General features: G+C 58.7%; 13 protein-coding genes. 6 read left to right on the forward strand and 7 right to left on the reverse strand.

The window, feature by feature from the left end:
• Nucleotides 1-137 precede the first annotated feature (137 nt).
• A complete protein-coding gene (locus RLO07_RS01780; protein WP_462290417.1) occupies nucleotides 138-2,399 on the reverse strand; it encodes a TonB-dependent receptor in 2,262 nt (753 codons plus the stop codon).
• 405 nt (nucleotides 2,400-2,804) lie between these two features.
• Here RLO07_RS01780 and RLO07_RS01785 point away from each other — a divergent pair, with 405 nt between their 5' ends.
• Nucleotides 2,805-3,491 carry a GntR family transcriptional regulator gene (locus tag RLO07_RS01785; protein WP_462290418.1) on the forward strand — a complete coding sequence of 229 codons (687 nt, stop codon included), beginning with the start codon at nucleotides 2,805-2,807 and terminating at the stop codon, nucleotides 3,489-3,491.
• Between the two features lie 12 nt (nucleotides 3,492-3,503).
• On the opposite strand, the gene RLO07_RS01790 is transcribed toward RLO07_RS01785, so the two are convergent.
• Together RLO07_RS01790 and RLO07_RS01795 are read right to left on the reverse strand one after the other, a co-directional pair.
• Nucleotides 3,504-5,615, reverse strand: a complete 2,112-nt coding sequence (locus RLO07_RS01790) for a serine hydrolase domain-containing protein (protein WP_462290419.1) — start codon at nucleotides 5,613-5,615, stop codon at nucleotides 3,504-3,506.
• Nucleotides 5,530-7,860, reverse strand: coding sequence for a serine hydrolase (locus RLO07_RS01795; protein WP_462290420.1), 2,331 nt, complete (start codon nucleotides 7,858-7,860; stop codon nucleotides 5,530-5,532). The genes RLO07_RS01790 and RLO07_RS01795 overlap by 86 nt, the downstream gene beginning before the upstream one ends.
• Nucleotides 7,861-8,165: 305 nt before the next feature.
• Between RLO07_RS01795 and RLO07_RS01800 the strand changes: the two genes are divergently transcribed.
• The 4 genes from RLO07_RS01800 to RLO07_RS01815 all read left to right on the forward strand — a co-directional run bounded on the left by RLO07_RS01800 (nucleotide 8,166) and on the right by RLO07_RS01815 (nucleotide 12,424).
• Complete coding sequence (locus tag RLO07_RS01800) at nucleotides 8,166-8,864, forward strand: GntR family transcriptional regulator (protein WP_462290421.1); 699 nt, start codon at nucleotides 8,166-8,168, stop codon at nucleotides 8,862-8,864.
• Nucleotides 8,865-9,181: 317 nt separating this feature from the next.
• Nucleotides 9,182-9,937, forward strand: a complete 756-nt coding sequence (locus RLO07_RS01805; protein WP_462290422.1) for an Ntn hydrolase family protein — start codon at nucleotides 9,182-9,184, stop codon at nucleotides 9,935-9,937.
• 4 nt (nucleotides 9,938-9,941) lie between these two features.
• Nucleotides 9,942-11,528: a thymidine phosphorylase family protein gene (locus RLO07_RS01810; RefSeq protein ID WP_462290423.1), complete on the forward strand. Its 1,587-nt coding sequence runs from the start codon at nucleotides 9,942-9,944 to the stop codon at nucleotides 11,526-11,528.
• Complete coding sequence (locus RLO07_RS01815; RefSeq protein WP_462290424.1) at nucleotides 11,528-12,424, forward strand: ribose-phosphate diphosphokinase; 897 nt, start codon at nucleotides 11,528-11,530, stop codon at nucleotides 12,422-12,424. Before RLO07_RS01810 ends, RLO07_RS01815 begins: the two co-directional genes overlap by 1 nt.
• A gap of 36 nt (nucleotides 12,425-12,460) precedes the next feature.
• On the opposite strand, the gene RLO07_RS01820 is transcribed toward RLO07_RS01815, so the two are convergent.
• From RLO07_RS01820 to RLO07_RS01830, 3 genes are read right to left on the reverse strand one after another with little or no spacing between them, the layout of a single operon-like run.
• The gene (locus tag RLO07_RS01820; RefSeq protein WP_462290425.1) at nucleotides 12,461-13,528 is read right to left on the reverse strand and encodes a zinc-binding metallopeptidase family protein; all 1,068 of its coding nucleotides are present in this window, start codon (nucleotides 13,526-13,528) and stop codon (nucleotides 12,461-12,463) included.
• Nucleotides 13,525-14,463: an alpha-E domain-containing protein gene (locus tag RLO07_RS01825; RefSeq protein ID WP_462290426.1), complete on the reverse strand. Its 939-nt coding sequence runs from the start codon at nucleotides 14,461-14,463 to the stop codon at nucleotides 13,525-13,527. Before RLO07_RS01825 ends, RLO07_RS01820 begins: the two co-directional genes overlap by 4 nt.
• Nucleotides 14,460-15,908 (reverse strand): circularly permuted type 2 ATP-grasp protein, encoded by a 1,449-nt coding sequence (locus RLO07_RS01830; RefSeq protein WP_462290427.1) that lies wholly within the window; start codon nucleotides 15,906-15,908, stop codon nucleotides 14,460-14,462. Before RLO07_RS01830 ends, RLO07_RS01825 begins: the two co-directional genes overlap by 4 nt.
• Before the next feature lie 134 nt (nucleotides 15,909-16,042).
• Here RLO07_RS01830 and RLO07_RS01835 point away from each other — a divergent pair, with 134 nt between their 5' ends.
• Complete coding sequence (locus RLO07_RS01835) at nucleotides 16,043-18,169, forward strand: molybdopterin-dependent oxidoreductase (protein WP_462290428.1); 2,127 nt, start codon at nucleotides 16,043-16,045, stop codon at nucleotides 18,167-18,169.
• Here the strand turns inward: RLO07_RS01835 and RLO07_RS01840 are convergent.
• Entirely contained in the window at nucleotides 18,135-19,511 is a 1,377-nt protein-coding gene (locus tag RLO07_RS01840) for an MATE family efflux transporter (RefSeq protein WP_462290429.1), read from the reverse strand. The two genes, RLO07_RS01835 and RLO07_RS01840, sit on opposite strands and share 35 nt — an antisense overlap.
• Between the last annotated feature and the right edge of the window lie 164 nt (nucleotides 19,512-19,675).

Here is a 19,675-nt window from a genome sequence, read left to right on the forward strand (position 1 = left end):
GTTGGGGGAGCTGTGCCTGAAAAAAGCAAAAACTCCAAAAACGACGAAAAAATGTACAGATGAAGGCGTGACTGCGCGCTACGGAATCGCTACGGCAAAAATATCGCCTTCACCGGCACACTCGTGCAACATTGGGGCTAGAAGGCATAGCTCAGAGCCACACCAACCCGTCTCGGTTCGTTGGCGTACCCAACGCCACTCACTCCTGTTCCGGCGTTAACCGTATAACCGTTCAGATATGTGTACTCGTTTAACAGATTGTTGACGTACACATTCAAGGAGATGTTTCCTCGAGTAAATTCTGTGTTGAAATCCACCAGGAAATAGTCCTCTATCGGAAACTCAAACGTACCAAGGCTGACATCCATAGCAAACTCTGAGCTATACCCCCCCAAGTACACGGTATTATAGTCACCAACATAGCGAACACCGAGAGTCGAAATTGCGCTAACCGAACCAAGTTCAAAGTGGAAATTACCCTGTAACGATGCGGTCCAGTCAGGTATTTCGCGCGTCTTCTCACCGTCTAGAGCCCCCAGCGCCGGGCTGTCACCCTGCAGCTCGCTTCTGACACGAGCAATACCGAGCGAAATATCCAGTTGGCTGTTCAACCGTACCTGCACGCTGCCTTCAAACCCTGATGCAACTACAGGAGAGTCGCTGTTACCGCCAGTGTTCACGCCACCCAGCCTGAGTGTTGACTGGAAATCCTCCCAGTCAGCGTACCAAAGTGACAGCTCGTACGAGACCCGGTCGTCGAAGGAGTTCCCTTTAACGCCAATCTCGTAATTCCATAAACTGTCGGAATCGATAATAGTCGACGAACTCGCACCGGTATTGGGATCAGTGATTGGCGTGTTGACGTATGCCGGTCGGTATCCGCTGGCGATACTGGCATACAGTGACATCTCGTCGGAGGGTCGCCACCTCGCATTGAGCAGATAGGTGGCGACCTCATCACTTACGTCGGCTTTCATTACACTCTGAGGCCCCACAAGGAAACCACCAAAGGCAAATTCCGAGTCGAGGGAATTTTCACTAAACCTCAGCCCCACGGTAAAGTCGATCTCGGGAGTCAGGTAATAGGTGATGTCTCCAAAGAACGCGAGTTCTTCGTAGGTTGAGGGGAATGACACATCTATCAGGGAAGCGCCGGATGGTGCTGCTCGCACATCCTGTATATTATTGGTCTCTTCATGCGCGTAGAAAATTCCGGCTATCCATTCAATTTTTTCGTTGTTCAGGGAGCTGAGTCTCAACTCCTGAACAAAACGTCTGGAGTCGCGGTAGAACGTAGTCGGAATGCCGGTGGTTGTGCCAATCGGAACACCCAAAATCGAATCGACAAAGGCATTCAGGCCCGGTATGTTCCCCTGATTGATAACTGTTGGAGTCTCATATTCGGAGTAACCAGAGACGGCGGTGAATTCAGACCAACCCAGATCATAGTTGAATGTCATGCTGGCAGCCGTGTAATCCAGACCAACGCTACCCGGTTCATCGGCCGCCAGGGACAACTCTCCATCGACCCTCGAAAAGTCAGGCTTCGAATTGTCGAGTTCCGGAGAGAACAGCGCCACCTCGTTGGTGCCGAACGTCTCTGTTTCCTGCCTGAGACCAGAGAATTTCACGCGAGCTCGATCATTGATATTCCACAACACGGCGGCGCTGAAGCCTGATATTTCAGCTGAATTGTAGTCCTTTTCCACCACATCCAATGTCGCAGGGTCCAACCGATCGATGTAGCCGCCCTTGTCATTCCAGAATCCGCTGAAGGTAATGCCCAGACGATCCCTGACCACGGGAACGCTTATCATCCCGCGATAGATCTGGCTGGTATCACCATCCTTGATGGTAGCCATATTCACCGAAAGATTGCCGCGCATTTCGTCCGTGGCAGGCTCTCGGGTCACATACTTCACCACCCCACCCATGGCGCCAGCACCATACAATGTCCCTTGCGGACCTTTAACAATCTCTATTCTCTCGAGATCCCCCAAGAGCCCATCAAAGAAGAACGAGTTGGCAGCGGCAAATGGTGACGCCGAAGTAATCGGCACGTCGTCAATGTAGATACCGGTAACCGGTATTTGACCTTCCTGACCGATACCCCGCAGGACCACCTGCCCCTGCCCAGGGGCGGCTCCGTTCACAAAATTGGCGCCCGGAGAATAATCGATCATGTCTTCGATCGAAGACAGGCCCGTCTTGAGAAACTTCTCTGGATTAAAGGTCGTCACCGACGCCGGAACATCCTGTAGGCTTTGCTCGCGCCTGCTCGCTGTCACTATCACTTCTTCCAGTGCAGCGCCCTCTCCATCCTTTGCCGCAGCCTGACCCGCCGGCGCACAAGCGCAAAGCACACCCGCGAAATATATCCAAGTACTCATACTGTTCATGGCTTCCCCTCTCTACTGGCAAGTGGATGGATTACACCGAGCCTATTGCGGAGCTATTGTCATGCATCCAGCCGCATATTATGACTGTCATGTAATTTACTAAAACGATTTGTGACGGTCTAGTTTTATTTTAATGTATTTTATGACTGACTTGAATTCCTGCACTTTCATTCCGCCAGGCCAATTCAGGCCCACCCGGAACACATATAACCTTTTCTTATATTTAAAGTTTTTTTATTCTGCTTTCGACTATCATGGAACATCGGAGCGCTGTCCGCACCCATTTGGGTTTGCGGGAAGAGGGACTTGCGGTGACGAGGCCTCGACTCTATTCGAAAAGAAAGGCACGCATTCGGTGTACAATCTCGCGGATTAGTCTGCGGGTAAAGCCAAAAAGGACTCTCAATGTCTGCACGGGATTTCAGAAGTCACGACGAGGAAAGCGCCTACGAAGCCATAATGGATGCTATCGTAACCCAGGAACTCGCCCCCAATCAGAAGGTGTCTGAGCATATTTTCAGCGACATGTTCAGCATCAGTCGCAGCACTGCACGTACCTTGATTGAGCGGTTGATATCAAAGCAGTTTCTTGTCTCAAACTCTCCTCGGGTCACAGTGGTTACGCCTTTGAGGGCACTTGAAGTGCGCCAAAATTTTACCCTGCGCAAGATCCTGCTGCCACCGCTTTGGACTAAAGCAGCAAGCAAAGTAGACCACAAAAAGCTTTGCAAATTACATCAGGAAATCAAGCAGCTGCATCCAATTGACAGTGACGACACCGCACTGCAGCTACTCAAGAAAAACAAGGAATTTAATATGAATATCTGCGAGAAGACTGGCTTTCCAGTGGCTGTGGAGTGGGCAAGCCAGCTGGAAGACACGGCAATGCGCATATATTGGCTATATATAAAGCTTAACAGGCAATCCCCTTATTTGCCGGAACATCAAGGGATGTTGATAGAGCAATTGCGGGCATATGACCCTGCTCGAATTCAGTCTGCGGTGCACGACATCATTACCCAAGCAGAAGACAACGTTCTTGATTCACTGTTCTCCAGTCAGCAGTTTAATAGCCACGAGCTCCGGAACTAAATATCGCAAGGCCTAGTTTATGTAGTTGAAGCCTAGAAGGTGAATGGCGTTCAACTGCGCAACAAGTAGCCAGACAGCCAATACAAGCAGGGTGTAGTAACATCGCCATCCGATTGACCACGCTTTCTCGCGCCAAAGCAGGATAGCTGTCCAAGTGGGAAGCAGTGCCACCAGGCAAGCAACGATGCCGATCGCCAAGGCACCAACCACAAGTTGAGACGGGAACTCAGTAATAAGGTCATTCGCCCAGATATGCTTGATTATTCCTGCAATCAATGCAACAAAGAAGGCGCCCCAGACCGTCAGGCTTGCTAGAAGCCGTCGCCGAGCTTTTTGGAGCAAGGCCCCATCTTTCCGGGAAAATCGACCCAATGAGCGTATCCCCAGGACAACATACCCCACACCCAGGAAGACAAGCGTCGCTGCCAGCAGTAGCAAGCGGTTCTCTGGCGCTTGGTGCCAAGCCACCTTGTCGTGGGACGCCATGGTCTTCAAATAAAGGACATCGCCAGATTTATCTTCAACAAATTCGAAATATTCATCCTTATCGACTGCCCGAAAGAGGTTTGGCTTCACCTCCGCGGCCTTGACCGGCTCTGCGTCCGAATTGATGACCAGATAACCTTCTGAATCCACCGTGACCTTCACCGATCCTTGAAAAAGCGAATTCAGCACTTCAATGCTACTATAGTTCCGCCGCGTGGACTGGTAATAACCAACATACTTGTCTGCACGAGCCGCAAAATCACCCGGGGGCTCAATGGCTTCGGGCATGACGGTGTTGTCGCCAAACATCCATTTGACTATCGTTTCTTCCATGTGTTTATAAAGCTGCGGCCCTGTGTTTGTGTTGGTGGACATTAGAAAGGCGAAATCCAGATCAGGATACAAGCTCATTTGTGAATGGAAAAATATCGTGCCGCCATTATGCCAAAGACGGTCATGTCCACCGATCGAATAATCCTGGAAAAAGCCGTGATTGTTGCTCATCTTGCCGCCCGCATTCAACGGCAACAGGCCAGAATGCATAAGCGTGCAAGTCTCTGTCTGTAGGATGCGAGCACCGTTCAAAGCACAGTCTTCGAGATGCGCACGGGCAAATTTCGCCATGTCGATTGCGGTCGAGGAGATTGCACCAGCCGGCGCGACCTGGCTAACAAAGGTAAATCCGTCAATTTGCCGAGGTCCGTTTTCCGCTGCCAGAAATCCCTTGCTCACTCGCTCGTATAGTCTTGGCGCCATGATGTCACCAAAGGCTTCAGGCAGCGGCTCGAGGAACGTGGTGTCCGTCATATCCAATGGCCTGAAGATATTGGCCTGGAGGTAGTCCTCAAATGACATACCGGTAACATTCTCGACGATGTGGCCAGCCAAGGCGGAACCATAATTTGAATAGGCGAGAGCTTCGCCTGCAGGTCGGACACGATTTGGCCGATACTTGAGTAGATAATCCTTGAGGGTAAGCACTTCCTCAGGGTTCTTCTCAAATAAATAGCCAAGGCCTCCATCTTCGAAGCCAGGTGTGTGCGACAACAGATGTTTCACGCGTATGGGACCATCAAAAGCAGGAGGAATAGAGACCTCATCAAGATATTCGTTTACATCAGCCTCAAGGCTTACCTTGCCCCGCTCCACCAACTGCATAATTGCAGTCCAGGTAAAAGTTTTTGAGATCGATCCCCAGCGAAATAGCGTCTCCTCGGCAACAACCTTTCTCCCTGCCTCGACGTCGGCATCCCCGAAGCCTCTAGCGTAGATAACTTCTCCGGCGCGGACGAGCGCCAAGGTAGCTCCAACAACTTTGAACTCCCGCATCTTTTCCTGCATCTCACGCTCAATAAACGCTTCCAGCGGTTCTCCCGCCTCTGACGGAGGCTGATCTGGCAATGGCGCAACCTCTGTTAGCGCAGCCGCACTACCAGCATGGAATGCCAGCAATAGCGTTACGACAGACATGACCTTTGCCAGGGTCACTTCGATTTTCTGTTCCATTTTGCCAAGCATTACATTCCCTACTCTACTGGGAGAAAAAGCCGTCTTACTCAATATTTTCAAGTGCTTCAAAGGTCTCGTTTCCGAGCGGGTATTGCTCCCAGCCGTCGAAATCGAAATGCCACCATTCATACTCGTACACCTTGAAGCCGCCGCGCTCCATTTCCTGCATAAGCAAATCACGGTGCCAACGCTGCAACGAGGATCCGCCCGGATAGTGCGGGTATGAGCGCTCCGACATTTCATCGTAGACGCCAACCATCTCGATCGGTTTACCAGTTTTCAGGTCATATAAAGTGAGGTCAACGGCACACCCGCGGTTATGGCGAGACCCGTCCGCCGGATTGGCGACGAATATTTTCTTGTCTTCAGGTGTCGCCTCCCAAAACACCCGGGTTACGTACCAGGGACGGTAGGCATCATGGACTAGAAGTCCATAGCCCAACGCCTCCAGGCGCTTGCTGATCAGAGCGAGGGACTCTGCCGCTCTGCGCTGCAAGAACGCCTTTGATCTTGAATAGACAGGCGTGCCAAGAAAGTTATCGTTAGAAGCATACCGGATGTCCAACTTGACGTTGTCTACAAAGTTCGTGATATCGACCAGATCGGATTTCACGAAATCACCCTCCTCTTGTGGAGGGGCAACCAGCAGCGCTTCAGCCACCAGCTCGCTCACAGGCCGCTGCGGGGAAATTCGGTACACCCCGTCGCTTACACCAACAGTGTCGCGGCGATGGAACAGGATACCTCCCAGGTCTGCGGCAACCACATCGCCGTTACTCTCTGATCTGCGGAAACGGATCGTCTCATGGGGATAAAGTCCATAGTCGGGAAACTTGAAAACATCCTTCCCCACCAGTTCCAGCGGATACTCTGCTTCCCATTCAATGAGCGCGTGAAGCTTGCCGTACTTCTCGCTAATGTAGAGAATATTGTAGTCCTCGCCATATTCACCGAAAAACATGTCAAGGCCTGTGGTATCGTAATCCGGCATTTTTGATGGGATGCGGTCATAGACAGAACCAGACACTTCAATCCGATCCGGGCCTATATGCACGCTGTCATCGTAGGTCATGAGACCATCCACGATCACACGCTGTCCGGTTTGCATCAGCTCCAGAGGAAAGCCGCCAACGCGCTCCAGGAATAGCTTTCCATGCCTCTTCTTTACTGACACACGCTGGCCCTGAGCGCTTTGAAACTCTCCCTCCAGGGCAAGCGCCATTTGCGCGCTGATGGGCTGGGATATTTCGAATCCAGGGGCCGCGTCACCATTTGACAGGGCCAGGGCATAGCGCAGAGCATAATCTGCCAATCTGTTCACCGCTCCATTGGCAAAATCCATGTTTGTTGAAACAACCACACCAAGTTTGCTCGCTGGCAACACCTTGAGTTGTGAAGAAAACCCGTATATTGCTCCGCCATGCCCGACAGACAATTCCCCCTCAAATTCCTCCAGGATAAAGCCGAGACCAAACTGGCGGTTCCTTGCGCTTTGGGTAGCACCAGCTGGTGTCCACATTAGCGTTAATGTCTCTGGCTCCAGAATTTTCGCATTCTCTCCCTGCCCCATATGGAGCAGCGCCCAGACCAGTTTTCCCAGATCATTCATGGATGTGTAGAGATTGCCGGCAGGTGAAATTCCCAAGGTGAAATTTGGGGCAGGAAACGGGCGAGCATGGTAGGGCCGCATATACCCGACTGGCATCTTGGAGTTCAGGCTTTCTGATTGCTCAAAACTACCCTCCATGCCTAGTGGCAGCAGAAGACGACTATGAATGACTTCGTTAAAGGGCTTTCCCCTCATAACCTCGACGATCCGTCCAACAACAGTCACTGCCGCGTTGGAATATTGCATCCGGGTACCCGGCTCATACACCAGTTCTGTGTCATTCAGGCTTTCGACAATTGCTTTGATCGTAGGCTCGGTGTCATCAAAGTAATTGCCTAGCGGTGGTTCACGTACCAACCCAGAGCGATGAGACATCAACGCCTCAACCGTGACCTCGGCCTCAAATGGATTTATTGGCGAAAACGAAGGCAGGTAAGTGGAAACCGGGGCGCTCAAGTCAACGATGCCTTCCTCGACGAGCTGCATCAATGCGATATCAGTGAACAACTTCGAAATCGAGCCGATACGGTAGACCGTGTTGGAATCCACGGTTGCTTCCCCTGGCTCCGGCGTGGCGGCAAATCCCGCTGACCAGAGAGGACCATGTTCGTTCACAATCTGAATGGATAGAGCTGGAAGCTGTTTTTGTTCAACAAACTCCTGGATATTTTTCTCCAGGTCCACGTAGTCAGTCTGTGCGACTGAGACCTGTGCAAGCCCGAAGAAGCCCCAAAAAAACATGATCGCCTTAAGATAGTTGGTCACCACCTTCCTCCTCGCTTTTCCTTTCGAATCTCACTGGGTTTCGCCCTCCTTGGTTATACAAAGGGGTATCGGACCCGATTTAGAGCCCACAATACCCTGCAGCCGCCCAATACCATCCCCCAGAACAGGCCCGACAAGCCAAGGGCGACGTGAGATACCTGAGAAACTAAACCATATTGATGCCTCTTGTACAGCTTTATTATCATTTATGGCTGCATTATTATTCATTGTAATAAATTTAATCAGTGTTTGCAGCGGGGTGCTTTGCTATCCTACTTTCAGAGAAGGATCGAGGGCCACGAAAAATGAAGCAACCAGAAATCAAGGAAGACAATAGAATCAATGACCTGGAAGCTGCTTCAACTATTATCATGGACGCGATCGTCACTCAGGCACTGGCGCCGGGGCAGAAGGTATCTGAGAATATCCTGAGTGATAGTTTCGGTATCAGCCGAACCATCTCCCGCAATCTTATAGAGCGCCTGATTGCCAAGCATTTTCTGACAACAGTCTCTCAGCGAGTGACCCAGGTGTCCGCTCTGACACTTCTGGACATCAAGCAGAATTTCATTCTCCGTAAAACACTGCTCCCTGAAATCTTCTCTTTGGCTTCAACCAATATAGATCATGAACACCTGATGACGCTGAACGGCCGGATTGACACGCATCTGCCAATCACCGGCGACAGCACCGCGCTTGATATCCTGAAGACGAACAAAGAACTGAATATAGCCATTTGTGAAAGGTCAAGTTATCCGCTAATGCTCGATTGGGCCGAACAACTTGAGGATATGGCGATGCGGATCTATTGGCTTTACATTAAGACCACAAGCCATTTCCCCTATTCCAGCGAGCAACAGGCAACAATAATCGAGATTGTCAGGAACGGAGATGCAGCAGCGATCCGCCGGGCCATTCACGACATGCTTTCCCAAACCGAGGATAGAATCCTCAATGCGATTTTTTCACATGAACGGTTCTATACACAGAATCTGACTTTATAGATGCGGTGCGGTTATTCCGTCGCTTGCAGCAGGGAGTAGACTGACGTTCCGAGGATTATCCTCAAGACCGAGTCTCGGAACTTCGAATTCCTGGCCAATCTGGCCATTGAGAAAAGCCCCTGGCTGGTGGCCTCCCGTCCATGAAGCCAGCGAAAACAGAAATAACACCACCAGTTCCCCCACATCTCCACCTGCTATTTTTCTACCCGAATCTATCGCCGGCTGGGAGACAAGGTAAGGTCCGCGCCTGTAGCAATAATCCTCTGCTGCCAGTATGCTTGCGCGCAGTAGCAGCCGATGGACCCCGACCCCGCCCCATGACCTATTGCCTCGCCATCGCCGTGGAAGACGGCCTGATCTTCTGCTCCGACTCAAGGACCAATGCAGGCCCCGACCGCGTCAGCACCTACAGCAAGATGCACCGGTTCTCGGTGGCCTACGATCGTTCCCTGATCCTGCTCAGCGCCGGCAATCTGGCCACCAGCCAGGCGGTGATCGCCCAGATCCAGCGCGATCTGGAGGAGGACGCCAAGTTCAACATTCTCAAGGCCCGCTATGTCGCCGATGTCGCTGACTACGTCGGTGAAATCAGCGTCCGCGAGCAGGCCAAGTACACTGCTTCCAGCGCGCCGGTGGCGGGACCGGGGTTCAACGCCTCGGCCACCTTTATCCTCGGCGGGCAGATCAAGGGCCACCCGCAGGCCCTGTACCTGATCTATCCGGAGGGCAATCACATCACCGCCTCCGAGCTGTACCCCTATCTGCAGATCGGCGAGACCAAGTACGGCAAGCCCATCCTCGACCGGATCGTGCGCCCGGACACGCCCTACGAGACCGCCATGCGCTGCGCCCTGGTCTCCATGGACTCCACCATTCGCTCCAACGCCACCGTGGGCCCGCCGCTGGAGTGCCTGTACTACCGTAACGACAGCCTCAAACCCTACGCGCGTTACTTCACCCTGGAGGAGCACCACCCCTATCTGGCGAAGCTGCGCCAAAGCTGGGATGACAACATACGCGAGGCCTTCGAGAAACTGCCCTCCCTGAGCGAAGTGCTGGAAGACGACGACTAGGCCGATGAAGAAAACCGCGCCCGGATCCGAAGCAGAAAAAGCTGCCCAGGCCGCCTCTACCCTCGCCCTGCGCCGGGTAGGCATCGATACCTACCGCGAAAACGTGGCCTATCTGCACCGGGAATGCGAGCTGTACCGGGCGGAAGGCTTCCAGGCGCTGGCCAAGGTGGAGGTGAGCAGCAATGGCCACCGCATTCTGGCAAGCGTCAATGTGGTGGATGACAGCGCGATCGTGGGCTGCAACGAGCTGGGGCTGTCCGAGGACGCCTTTGCCCTGCTGGGGCTGGATGAGGGGCACCAGGTCCATGTCTCCCAGGCCGAACCGGCCAGCTCCATCCCTGCCCTGCACCGCAAGATCGCCGGGGAGCGCCTCACTGCGAAGGACTTCCAGGCGATCGTCAGTGACATCGCCGAACACCGGTATTCCAAGATCGAGCTGACCGCCTTCGTGGTGGCCTGCAACCAGTCGGAACTGGACCGGGAAGAGGTCTTCTTCCTGAGCGATGCCATGAGTCGTGTCGGTCGGCGTCTGAACTGGGGCGAACATCCGGTGGTGGACAAACACTGTATCGGCGGCATCCCCGGCAACCGCACGTCCATGCTGGTAGTGCCCATTGTCGCCGCCCACGGCATGCTGTGCCCGAAGACCTCCTCCCGGGCAATCACCTCCCCCGCCGGTACCGCCGACACCATGGAGATGCTGGCGACAGTGGAGCTGCAGTTCGAGCAACTCGAGGACATCGTCCACACCCACCGCGGCTGCCTGGCCTGGGGCGGGACCAGCGACCTGTCGCCGGCGGATGACGTCCTGATTGCAGTGGAGCGGCCGCTGTCGATCGACTCGCCGGGACAGATGGTGGCCTCCATCCTGTCGAAGAAAATCTCCGCCGGTTCCACCCACCTGGTCCTGGACATCCCCATCGGGCCCACCGCCAAGGTGCGCTCCATGCCGGAGGCCCAGCGCCTGCGGCGCCTGTTCGAATTCGTTGCCAAGCGGATGGGGCTTACCCTGGACGTGGTGATCACCGACGGCCGCCAACCTATCGGCAACGGCATCGGTCCGGCGCTGGAGGCCCGCGATGTGATGCGGGTGCTGCACAACCACGAGAAGGCGCCCAATGATCTGCGCCAGAAGGCCCTGCGCCTCGCTGGCCGTATGCTCGAATTCGATCCGGACGTACGCGGCGGTGACGGCTTCGCCATCGCCCGGGACATTCTCGACTCGGGGCGGGCGCTGCAGAAAATGCAGGACATCATCGCCGCCCAGGGGACGAAGTCCTTTGACCCGGAACACCCGCCGCTGGCGCCCCTGTGCTTCGACATCCACGCCGGCCAGTCCGGCACGGTTATCGGCATCGACAACCTGCAACTGGCACGGATCGCCCGCCAGGCGGGCGCTCCCCGGGCCACTGGCGCCGGCGTCGACCTGCTGGCCAAGCTGGGCAGCACGGTCGAAGCGGGCGATCTCCTGTACCGGGTCTATGCCGCCTATCCCACTGAACTCGGTTTCGCCCGCCAGCTCTGCGAGCGCGCCACTGGCTTTACCGTGGGCGACGCCGCCGCCATACCGCCACTGTTCGTGGAGTTCTGATGCCTGCCCAGTTGCTGCACTTTGCCGAGGATCGGGGCGCGGCCGAGCGACTGGCCCGGGCCTGTGCCATGCCGGCGGCCGAAATTGCCAGCCACCGGTTTCCGGATGATGAACTCAAGCTGACGCTGCCCGCTGCAGCCGCTGATTCGCCACCGAACACCCTGGTGATCTACCGCGGTCTTGACCGGCCCAACGAAAAACTCGTCGAACTGCTGCTGGTGGCCCGGCATGCGCGGCAACTCGGCGTGCGGCGACTCTTGCTGGTAACACCCTACCTGGGCTACATGCGCCAGGACATCGCCTTCCAGCCGGGGGAAATTGTCAGCCAGAAGATCATCGGCGGCTTTCTGGCAGAGCTGTTTGACGGCCTGATCACCGTGGATCCTCATCTTCATCGCATCAATCGCCTGCAAGAGGCCGTGCCGCTGGCGCAGGCCATAGCCCTGTCCGCCGCGCCCAGCCTGGCAGAGCTGGTGAGCCAGCGCAGGGAACGGCCGCTGCTGATCGGTCCGGATGCGGAGTCCGCACAGTGGGTTGAAAGTGCCGCCCGGGCAGAGGCCCTTGAACACGCCGTGTGCCGCAAGGTACGCCGCGGAGACACCGAGGTGGAGATCGCGCTGCCGGCCATCGACGTCAACGGCCGCGCGGTCGTGTTGCTGGATGACGTCGCCAGTTCCGGGCGCACCCTGGCCGCTGCCGCTGGCCTGTTGCTGGCGGCGGGAGCCCGCTCCGTCGATGTCGCCGTGACCCACGCCCTGTTTGCCGGGGATGCGCTGGAGGTAATGGCCGCCGCCGGCATCGGCGAGGTGTGGAGCACAGACTGCATCGCCCACCCCAGCAACGCAGTGCCCATGGCGCCGCTGCTGGCACAGGCCCTGCTCAAAATGGAACCCTGATAAAGTGGCGCCGGTTCGGACCTGGCCCCCACTTTCTCACATGGTCTGCAGCCGCCGAATTGCCTTCTCCACGAAACAGAGCTTGGACTCTACGAAACTGTTGATGACGAAGGGATAGGCATCGCCGCGGCCAACGCTGCGGTTGAGCTCATTCAGGGTGATGCTGAGGTCGCGCCAGAGGGCTATGCGGGCATTGATGTCCAGGCTATTGATGTCCTCGCTGGTCACCCCGTAGGCCGCCGCCGTCTCCAGGGCATCCTCGATGTGCAGATAGTGGCCCCAGGTTTCGGCCCAGTCCTCCGCGGGGTGGGCGCTGGCATAGGCACTGATGTAGTAGTTGCGCCACTCGGGTGACGGCCCTTCCCGGTAGTGCCGGGCCAGGGCGCCGGCGTAGTCCATGGTCTCGTCGCCAAACAGTTCGGCGAAATCCGCCCGCAGGTCGCTGTCGCGCCAGAGCCGCGACCAGTAGTAGTGTCCGGACTCGTGGCGCAGATGGCCCAGTACCGTGCGGTAGCTCTCGTTCATCTGTTCCCGCGCCGCCACCCGGGCCACTTCGTCGGCCTCCAGGGTGTTGATGGTGATGACGCCACCCAGAAAGCCGGTACTGACGAACGTCTCCGCATAATCGTCGCGGCTGCGACCATCCTCGATAAAGTCCAGCAACAGACCGTTGCGCGGGTCACGCCAGCCGTCCACCAATGGCAGGCCGAGGCTGAGCAGGGTATAGAACAGCCTCTTCTTGCCCTGCTCCAGGATCCACCAGCGCTGGATATTGCCGGGCAGGGACAGATTGGGGATGACGCGGTTGAACTGGCAGCCGAAACAGAGGGGGTGGGAGTCCTCGGCCGGGGGCGCCTCAGCCGGGCGTACCTCAGCCGGGCACACCTCAGCCGGCCGCAACCAATTACAGACGTCCCATTGGGTGGCGTTGTCGCAGAAGCGGTAGTAGCCGCCGTTGGCGCCGAGGTAGAGCCCGTCGCCCTCGGGCTGCAGGCTCTGCATGCTCAGGGTTGCGGGATCAAAACCCAGTCTGGCACCGCAGCGCACGCAGTCCCGGCTCTCGAAAAAGACCTGGCTGCCGCAGGCACACTGCAGGCGCTTCATGGCGTGTCCGGGTGGAACCAGGTCGCCGTAATCGCGCGGTGCAATTCGCTCAGCAATGACTGGAATTCATCAATATAGCGGTGCAGCTGCTCCCGCGACATGGCCTCGGCATCCAGTCGCGACAGCTTGCGGCGGCCGCGGTCGAGCACCCGCAGGGCCGCCTGGTGATTGGGCAGCGGCTTCAGCTCCTCGCGCACACCGGCGAGGCAGAACGCCACCGAACGCGGCAGTATTGCCTCCCGGAATACGAACTCCACTACCCGCTCGGCCTCCACCAGCGGCCCGATCATGCGCCGGTAGGCACCGAAAGCCGACAGGGCCTGCAACAGGGACGCCCAGATCAGCGGATCGATGGCGCCGTGGGTGCCGTCCCGGGCCAGGATTTCCCCTGCGCCAACGTCCATCAGGCGCGTTGTCATGTCCGACCGCTCCAGCAAATGGCCCAGCCTGAGAAAGCGGAAGGCGTGATCCCGCGGCAGGGTGGAGGCCAGCATGCCGTTGATCAGCTGGCAGCGGTTGACGATTTCTTCCAGGAAGGCCTGGCGATTGCGACGGCCCACGGACTTTTCCGCCGCGTCGTTGGTGTAGAGATAGAGTTCGTTGATCTGCTCCCAGGTTTCCTCGGGCAGCACATCGCGGGTCGTGCGCACGTTTTCCCGGGCCCAGCGCACCGAGAAGGGAATGCTGGATACATTGTCCTTCTCGGCCAACAGGTAGCGCAGCACGTTCTGCTCATTGCCCACACGATAATGCTCGTAGAAGGCGGGCTCGGCATCGAGAATGCGGATCAATACGTCCCAGCCCAGTTCAGAGCCCCGGGGGATATCCATGATCAGGTGGTTGTAGGCCGCCACCAGGCGCGCGGTATCCTCCGCACGCTCCAGATAGCGCGCCATCCAGTACAGGCGTTCAGCAACGCTGGAGAGCATGGTCATGTCTTGCCCTCCACGATCCAGGTATCCTTGCTGCCACCCCCCTGTGAGGAGTTCACCACCAGGGAGCCCCTGACAAGCGCCACCCGCGTCAGGCCCCCGGGAGTCACCCAGCTGTCCTTGCCCTGCAGGATAAAGGGGCGCAGGTCCAGGTGACGCGGCTCGACGGCATCGTCGATGTAGGTGGGCGCCGTGGACAGGGACAGGGTCGGCTGGGCCACGTAGTTGCGCGGGTTTTCCTCGATCAGGCGGGCGAACTTGCGCCGCACCGCGGCGCTGCTGTGTGGGCCGACCATGATGCCGTAGCCACCGGATTCGTTGGCGGGCTTCACTACCAGCTTGTCCAGGTTCTTCAGTACATACTCCCGGTCCTTCTCCCGCATGCACAGGTAGGTGGGGACGCTGGCCAGCAATGGTTTCTCCTTCAGATAGTAGCGAATCATCTCCGGCACGTAGGCGTAGATAACCTTGTCGTCTGCCACGCCGCTGCCGGGAGCGTTGGCAATGGCGACCTTGCCCGCCTTCCAGGCCCGCATCAGGCCGGGCACACCAAGCATGGAATCCGGCCGGAACACCTCCGGATCCATGAACTCCTCATCAATGCGGCGATAAATCACATCCACCGGCACCGGCCCGTCAACCGTGCGCATGTAGACACAGTCATCGTCCGCCACCAGCAGGTCGCTGCCCTCGACCAGTTCCGCGCCCATGCCCTGGGCGAGGTAGGCGTGCTCGAAATAGGCGGAGTTGTAGATACCCGGGGTCAAGACCACGATGCAGGGACGGCGGCGCTCCCGCGGCGACAGGGAAGCCAGGGTCTGGTAGAGCTTGGATGGATAGTCGTCCACCGGCAGGATGCTGTAGTTCTCGAACAGCTCTGGCAGCACGCGCTTGGTGATCTCGCGGTTTTCCAGCATGTAGGACACGCCCGACGGCACGCGCAGGTTGTCCTCCAGTACGTAGAACTTGCCGTCGCCATCGCGCACCAGGTCCGAGCCGCAGACGTGGGCCCAGACACCAAAGCGCGGTGACATGCCGGCACAGGGCGCCTTGTAGTTACTGGACTCCAGCACGATGTCCGCCGGCACTACACCATCGGCGAGAATCGACTGCTTGTTGTAGACGTCGTCAATGAAACGGTTGAGGGCGCGGCTGCGCTGGCGCAGGCCATCGCTGACCGCCTGCCACTGTCGTGCGGAGATGACCCGCGGGATGATGTCGAAGGGCCAGGCGCGGTCAATGTTGCCGCCTTCGGTATAGACGGTGAAGGAAATGCCCATCTCGCGGATGGCGAGTTCGGCGGCGGCACGGCGCGCGGCCATTTCCTCCAACGGCAGCTGCTGCAACAGCCTGATCGCGCCGCGGGCCGCTGCCCGGGGTTGCCCCTTGGGGGTGATCAGTTCGTCGAAAAAGTTGCCCGTTTGATAGGACTTCCAGCTCTCGTTCATCGTTTCCCTGACCGCTGTGGGGCATCTCGCCCGAGGTTACACAAAAGCTGCAGGCACCGCCAGCGGCAGCTGCTTAACCGCCCCGCCGAAACCCGCTACACTGCACTCACTCTCATAACCATAACGTTGTGCCCATGACCAGAGCTATCCACCATCGTGCCTGCCATCTCTGTGAAGCCATCTGCGGCCTGCTTATTGAAACCGACGGTGAGCAGGTGCTGTCAATCAAGGGCGATCCGGATGACCCCCTGAGTCGCGGCCACATCTGCCCCAAGGCGGTGGCCCTGCAGGATATCCACGAGGACCCGGACCGGCTGCGCGGTCCGGTGCGCCGGATCCGGGGCGCAAACGGCACGGCGGACCAGTGGCAGGACATCAGCTGGGACGAGGCCCTCGACACCACCGCCCGGCGCCTGGTGGAGATTGCCCAGCGCGACGGGGTCAATGCCATCGGCATCTACATGGGCAACCCGACCGTCCACAACTACGGCATGATGACCCACCAGAAGAACCTGTTCCGTCATTTCCGCACCGACAACCGTTTCTCCGCAACATCGGTGGACCAGCTGCCGCACCACCTGGTAGCGATGTGGCTGTTCGGGCACAAGTCCCTGTTTCCGATCCCGGACATCGACCGCTGCGACTATTTCCTGATGCTGGGTGCCAATCCCATCGCCTCCAACGGCAGTATCTGGACCGTGCCCGACGTGCGCCGGCGCATCAAGGATCTCAAGCGCCGCGGCGGCAAACTGGTGGTGGTGGACCCGCGGCGGACGGAAACGGCACAGCTCGCCAGCGAACACCTGTTCATCACCCCGGGCACCGACGCCCTGTTCCTGCTGGCAATGCTGCAGACGCTGTTTGCCGAGGATCTGGTCGATCCCGGCGCGCTCAACGGCTTTGTCACCGGGCTGGATACCATCGCTGCGGCCTGCGCCGACTTTACCCCCGAATTCGCCGCTGCCCACACGGGCATCAATGCAGAGACCACCCGGCGTATCGCCCGCGAACTGGCCGCCGCCGGCGCCGGGATCTGCTATGGCCGCATGGGGGTGTCCACCCAGGCCTACGGCACCCTGTGCCAGTGGGTGCTGCAGCTGCTCAATATCGTCACCGGCAATCTCGACAAGCCCGGTGGCTCCCTGTTCACCCTGCCGGCGGTGGACCAGGTCAGCAGCATCAGCCCCGGCGGCTTCGGGCGCCACCACAGCCGGGTGCGCAAGCTGCCCGAGTTCGACCGGGAACTGCCCGCCGCGGCCATGGCCGAGGAGATTACCACCCCCGGGGAGGGCCAGATCCGGGCCCTGTTCGTCGGCGCCGGCAACCCGGTGCTGTCCACCCCCAACGGTCGCCAGCTGGATACGGCACTGGAGCAGCTGGAGTTCATGGCCTGTCTCGACCCCTACCTGAACGAAACCACCCGCCACGCGGACATCATCCTGCCCCCCACCTCGCCGCTGGAGCACGACCACTACGACCTCGGCTTCCACATCAACGCCATCCGCAATACCGCCCGCCACAGCGAAGCGGTGTTCACCAAACCCGACGGCGCCCTGCACGACTGGGAAATCTTTGCCGAACTCGGCAATCGGGTGGCGACACTGCTGGGCCAGGCCACCCAGCCGCCGCTGCCACCACACCAGATTATCGACATGGGCCTGCAGATGGGGCCCTACAGCGAGCGCCAGGGCAGCCCCCATGCCCTGAGCCTGGCCAGACTGCGGCAGCATCCCTCGGGCGTTGACCTGGGCCCGCTGCAGCCACAGCTGCCCCAGCGCCTGCATACCCGGGATAAAACCATCGACTGCGCCACCCCGCAGCCGCTGGCGGACCTGCAGCGACTGCGTGACGAATTCGCCGAAACCGGGGATGGTCTGCTGCGACTGATCGGGCGACGCCATGTGCGCTCCAACAACTCCTGGATGCACAACTACCGGCGGCTGGTGAAGGGCAAGGACCGCTGTACCCTGCTGATGCACCCGCGGGACATGCACAGCCGCGACATCCGCGACGGCGCCGAGGTCACACTGCGCTCCCGGGCCGGCGCGGTCACGGTGAAGGTAAAGGCGAGCGAGGACATGATGCCCGGTGTGGTGAGCCTGCCCCACGGTTTCGGCCACGACCGTCCCGGCATCCGCATGCAGACCGCGGTGCGCCATGCCGGGGTCAGCTGCAACGACGTCACCGATGAACTGGCGCTGGACGTGCTGTCGGGCAACGCCGCGGTCAACGGCGTGCCGGTGACCGTCGCGATGGCTTGAGCTCCGCCGCCGCAGGCCGGATGCTGCGCCGCAGCGCCGGGTAGTAATACAACAGCGCCACGGCCCGCAACAGCACCAGCGCAATAAATGCCAGCCACAAGCCGGTCACGCCCAGTGCTGCCGTCAGCGGAAAGCTCAGCAGGAAAAAGGTGACCGTCGCGGCCAGGGTCGCGTTGCGCATCTCCGCGGTGCGAGTGGTACCGATAAAGATGCCATCCAGCTGGAACGCGGCAAAGGAGAGCAGGATATAAACTGCCACCGGCAGCAGCTGGTCAATGGCCGCGAGCTGCACCGCGCTGTGGCCGGTCAGGGCCCGCACTGCGAACTCGCCACCGAGCAGCACACCTGCCGCCAGCAGCAGGGCACTGCCGGCTGCCAGCTCCGTGCTGCGCCGCACCGCGATGTCAAAGCGCCGCCGACGACCGCTGCCAGCGGCGGCGCCGGTCACGGCTTCGGCGACAAAGGCAAAGCCGTCCAGGAAAAAGGCCGAAAAGGAAATCAGCTGCAGCAGGATATGGTTCGCGGCCAGCACCGCGTCGCCAAACTCGCCACTCTGCCGAACGAACCAGGCAAAACTGGAGACCAGCAACAGGGTGCGAATCATGATATCGCTGTTGGCGCCCAGGGTGCGGCGCAACGGTGCCAGCGCCCGCACCCTTGTCACCGGAATAAAGGGTTCCGCGTCCCGGTGCCGCTCGCGCAGCAGACGCCAGACGATCAGCAACGCGAACAGCAGGCTGCACCACTCTGCCAGCGCGGTACCCAGGGCGATGCCATCGGCCCCCATGTCCAGGACCCCGGCGAAGAGGATGTCCAGGGCGATGTTGAGCCCGTTGAGAAACAGCTGTACCAGCAGCAGGGTCTTGCTCTTGCCGAGGCCGATCAGAACGCCCACCAGCGCAAACAGCCCCAGCGTTGCCGGGGCGCCCCAGATGCGGATGGAGAAATAGCTGCCGGCCAGTTCGCTGACCGGATCGCTGCCGCCGAGCAGGAACAGGGCGCTGTCTCTTATCGGCACCTGCAACGACAGCAGCGTCAGGCTGATGGCCAGCGCCAGCAACAGTGCCCGCACCAGCGCCGCGCGCACCTCGGCTTCATCGCCAGCCCCCGCGGCCTGGGCCACGAAGCCAGTGGTGCCCATGCGCAGGAAACCAAAGCCCCAGTAGACGAAACTGAAAATCACCGAGCCGAAGGCCACCGCGCCCAGGTCCTCCAGGCTGGCGAAATGACCGATCACCGCGGTATCCGCCAGGCCCAGCAGCGGCACGGCGGCGTTGGCCAGAATAATGGGCCAGGCCAGGGACGCGATGCGACCCCGGGTCAGGCGCTCAGTACCACGCATTGTGGAGGATCCGCTACGATTCAGGAGGTGACGGCACAGTGCCGACGCCAATGATACCGCCATTCGGAGTTTCCGCGAAAACCCCCCCTGGACCAGCGGCAGGCAAACACGGCAGGGCTGGCGATTCTGGGATAGAATCCCGGTGACAACAACGCCTCGGGAGG

The sequence above is a fragment of the Haliea sp. genome (genome assembly GCF_040221975.1).
Taxonomy (GTDB): Bacteria; Pseudomonadota; Gammaproteobacteria; order Pseudomonadales; family Halieaceae; genus Haliea.

Coding starts and splice junctions, on each gene's coding strand:
- RLO07_RS01780 (WP_462290417.1), bottom strand. CDS start 2,399: ATGAACAGTATGAGTACTTGGATATATTTCGCGGGTGTGCTTTGCGCT.
- RLO07_RS01785 (WP_462290418.1), top strand. CDS start 2,805: ATGTCTGCACGGGATTTCAGAAGTCACGACGAGGAAAGCGCCTACGAA.
- RLO07_RS01790 (WP_462290419.1), bottom strand. CDS start 5,615: ATGAATGGTGGCATTTCGATTTCGACGGCTGGGAGCAATACCCGCTCG.
- RLO07_RS01800 (WP_462290421.1), top strand. CDS start 8,166: ATGAAGCAACCAGAAATCAAGGAAGACAATAGAATCAATGACCTGGAA.
- RLO07_RS01805 (WP_462290422.1), top strand. CDS start 9,182: ATGACCTATTGCCTCGCCATCGCCGTGGAAGACGGCCTGATCTTCTGC.
- RLO07_RS01810 (WP_462290423.1), top strand. CDS start 9,942: ATGAAGAAAACCGCGCCCGGATCCGAAGCAGAAAAAGCTGCCCAGGCC.
- RLO07_RS01815 (WP_462290424.1), top strand. CDS start 11,528: ATGCCTGCCCAGTTGCTGCACTTTGCCGAGGATCGGGGCGCGGCCGAG.
- RLO07_RS01820 (WP_462290425.1), bottom strand. CDS start 13,528: ATGAAGCGCCTGCAGTGTGCCTGCGGCAGCCAGGTCTTTTTCGAGAGC.
- RLO07_RS01825 (WP_462290426.1), bottom strand. CDS start 14,463: ATGACCATGCTCTCCAGCGTTGCTGAACGCCTGTACTGGATGGCGCGC.
- RLO07_RS01830 (WP_462290427.1), bottom strand. CDS start 15,908: ATGAACGAGAGCTGGAAGTCCTATCAAACGGGCAACTTTTTCGACGAA.
- RLO07_RS01835 (WP_462290428.1), top strand. CDS start 16,043: ATGACCAGAGCTATCCACCATCGTGCCTGCCATCTCTGTGAAGCCATC.
- RLO07_RS01840 (WP_462290429.1), bottom strand. CDS start 19,511: ATGCGTGGTACTGAGCGCCTGACCCGGGGTCGCATCGCGTCCCTGGCC.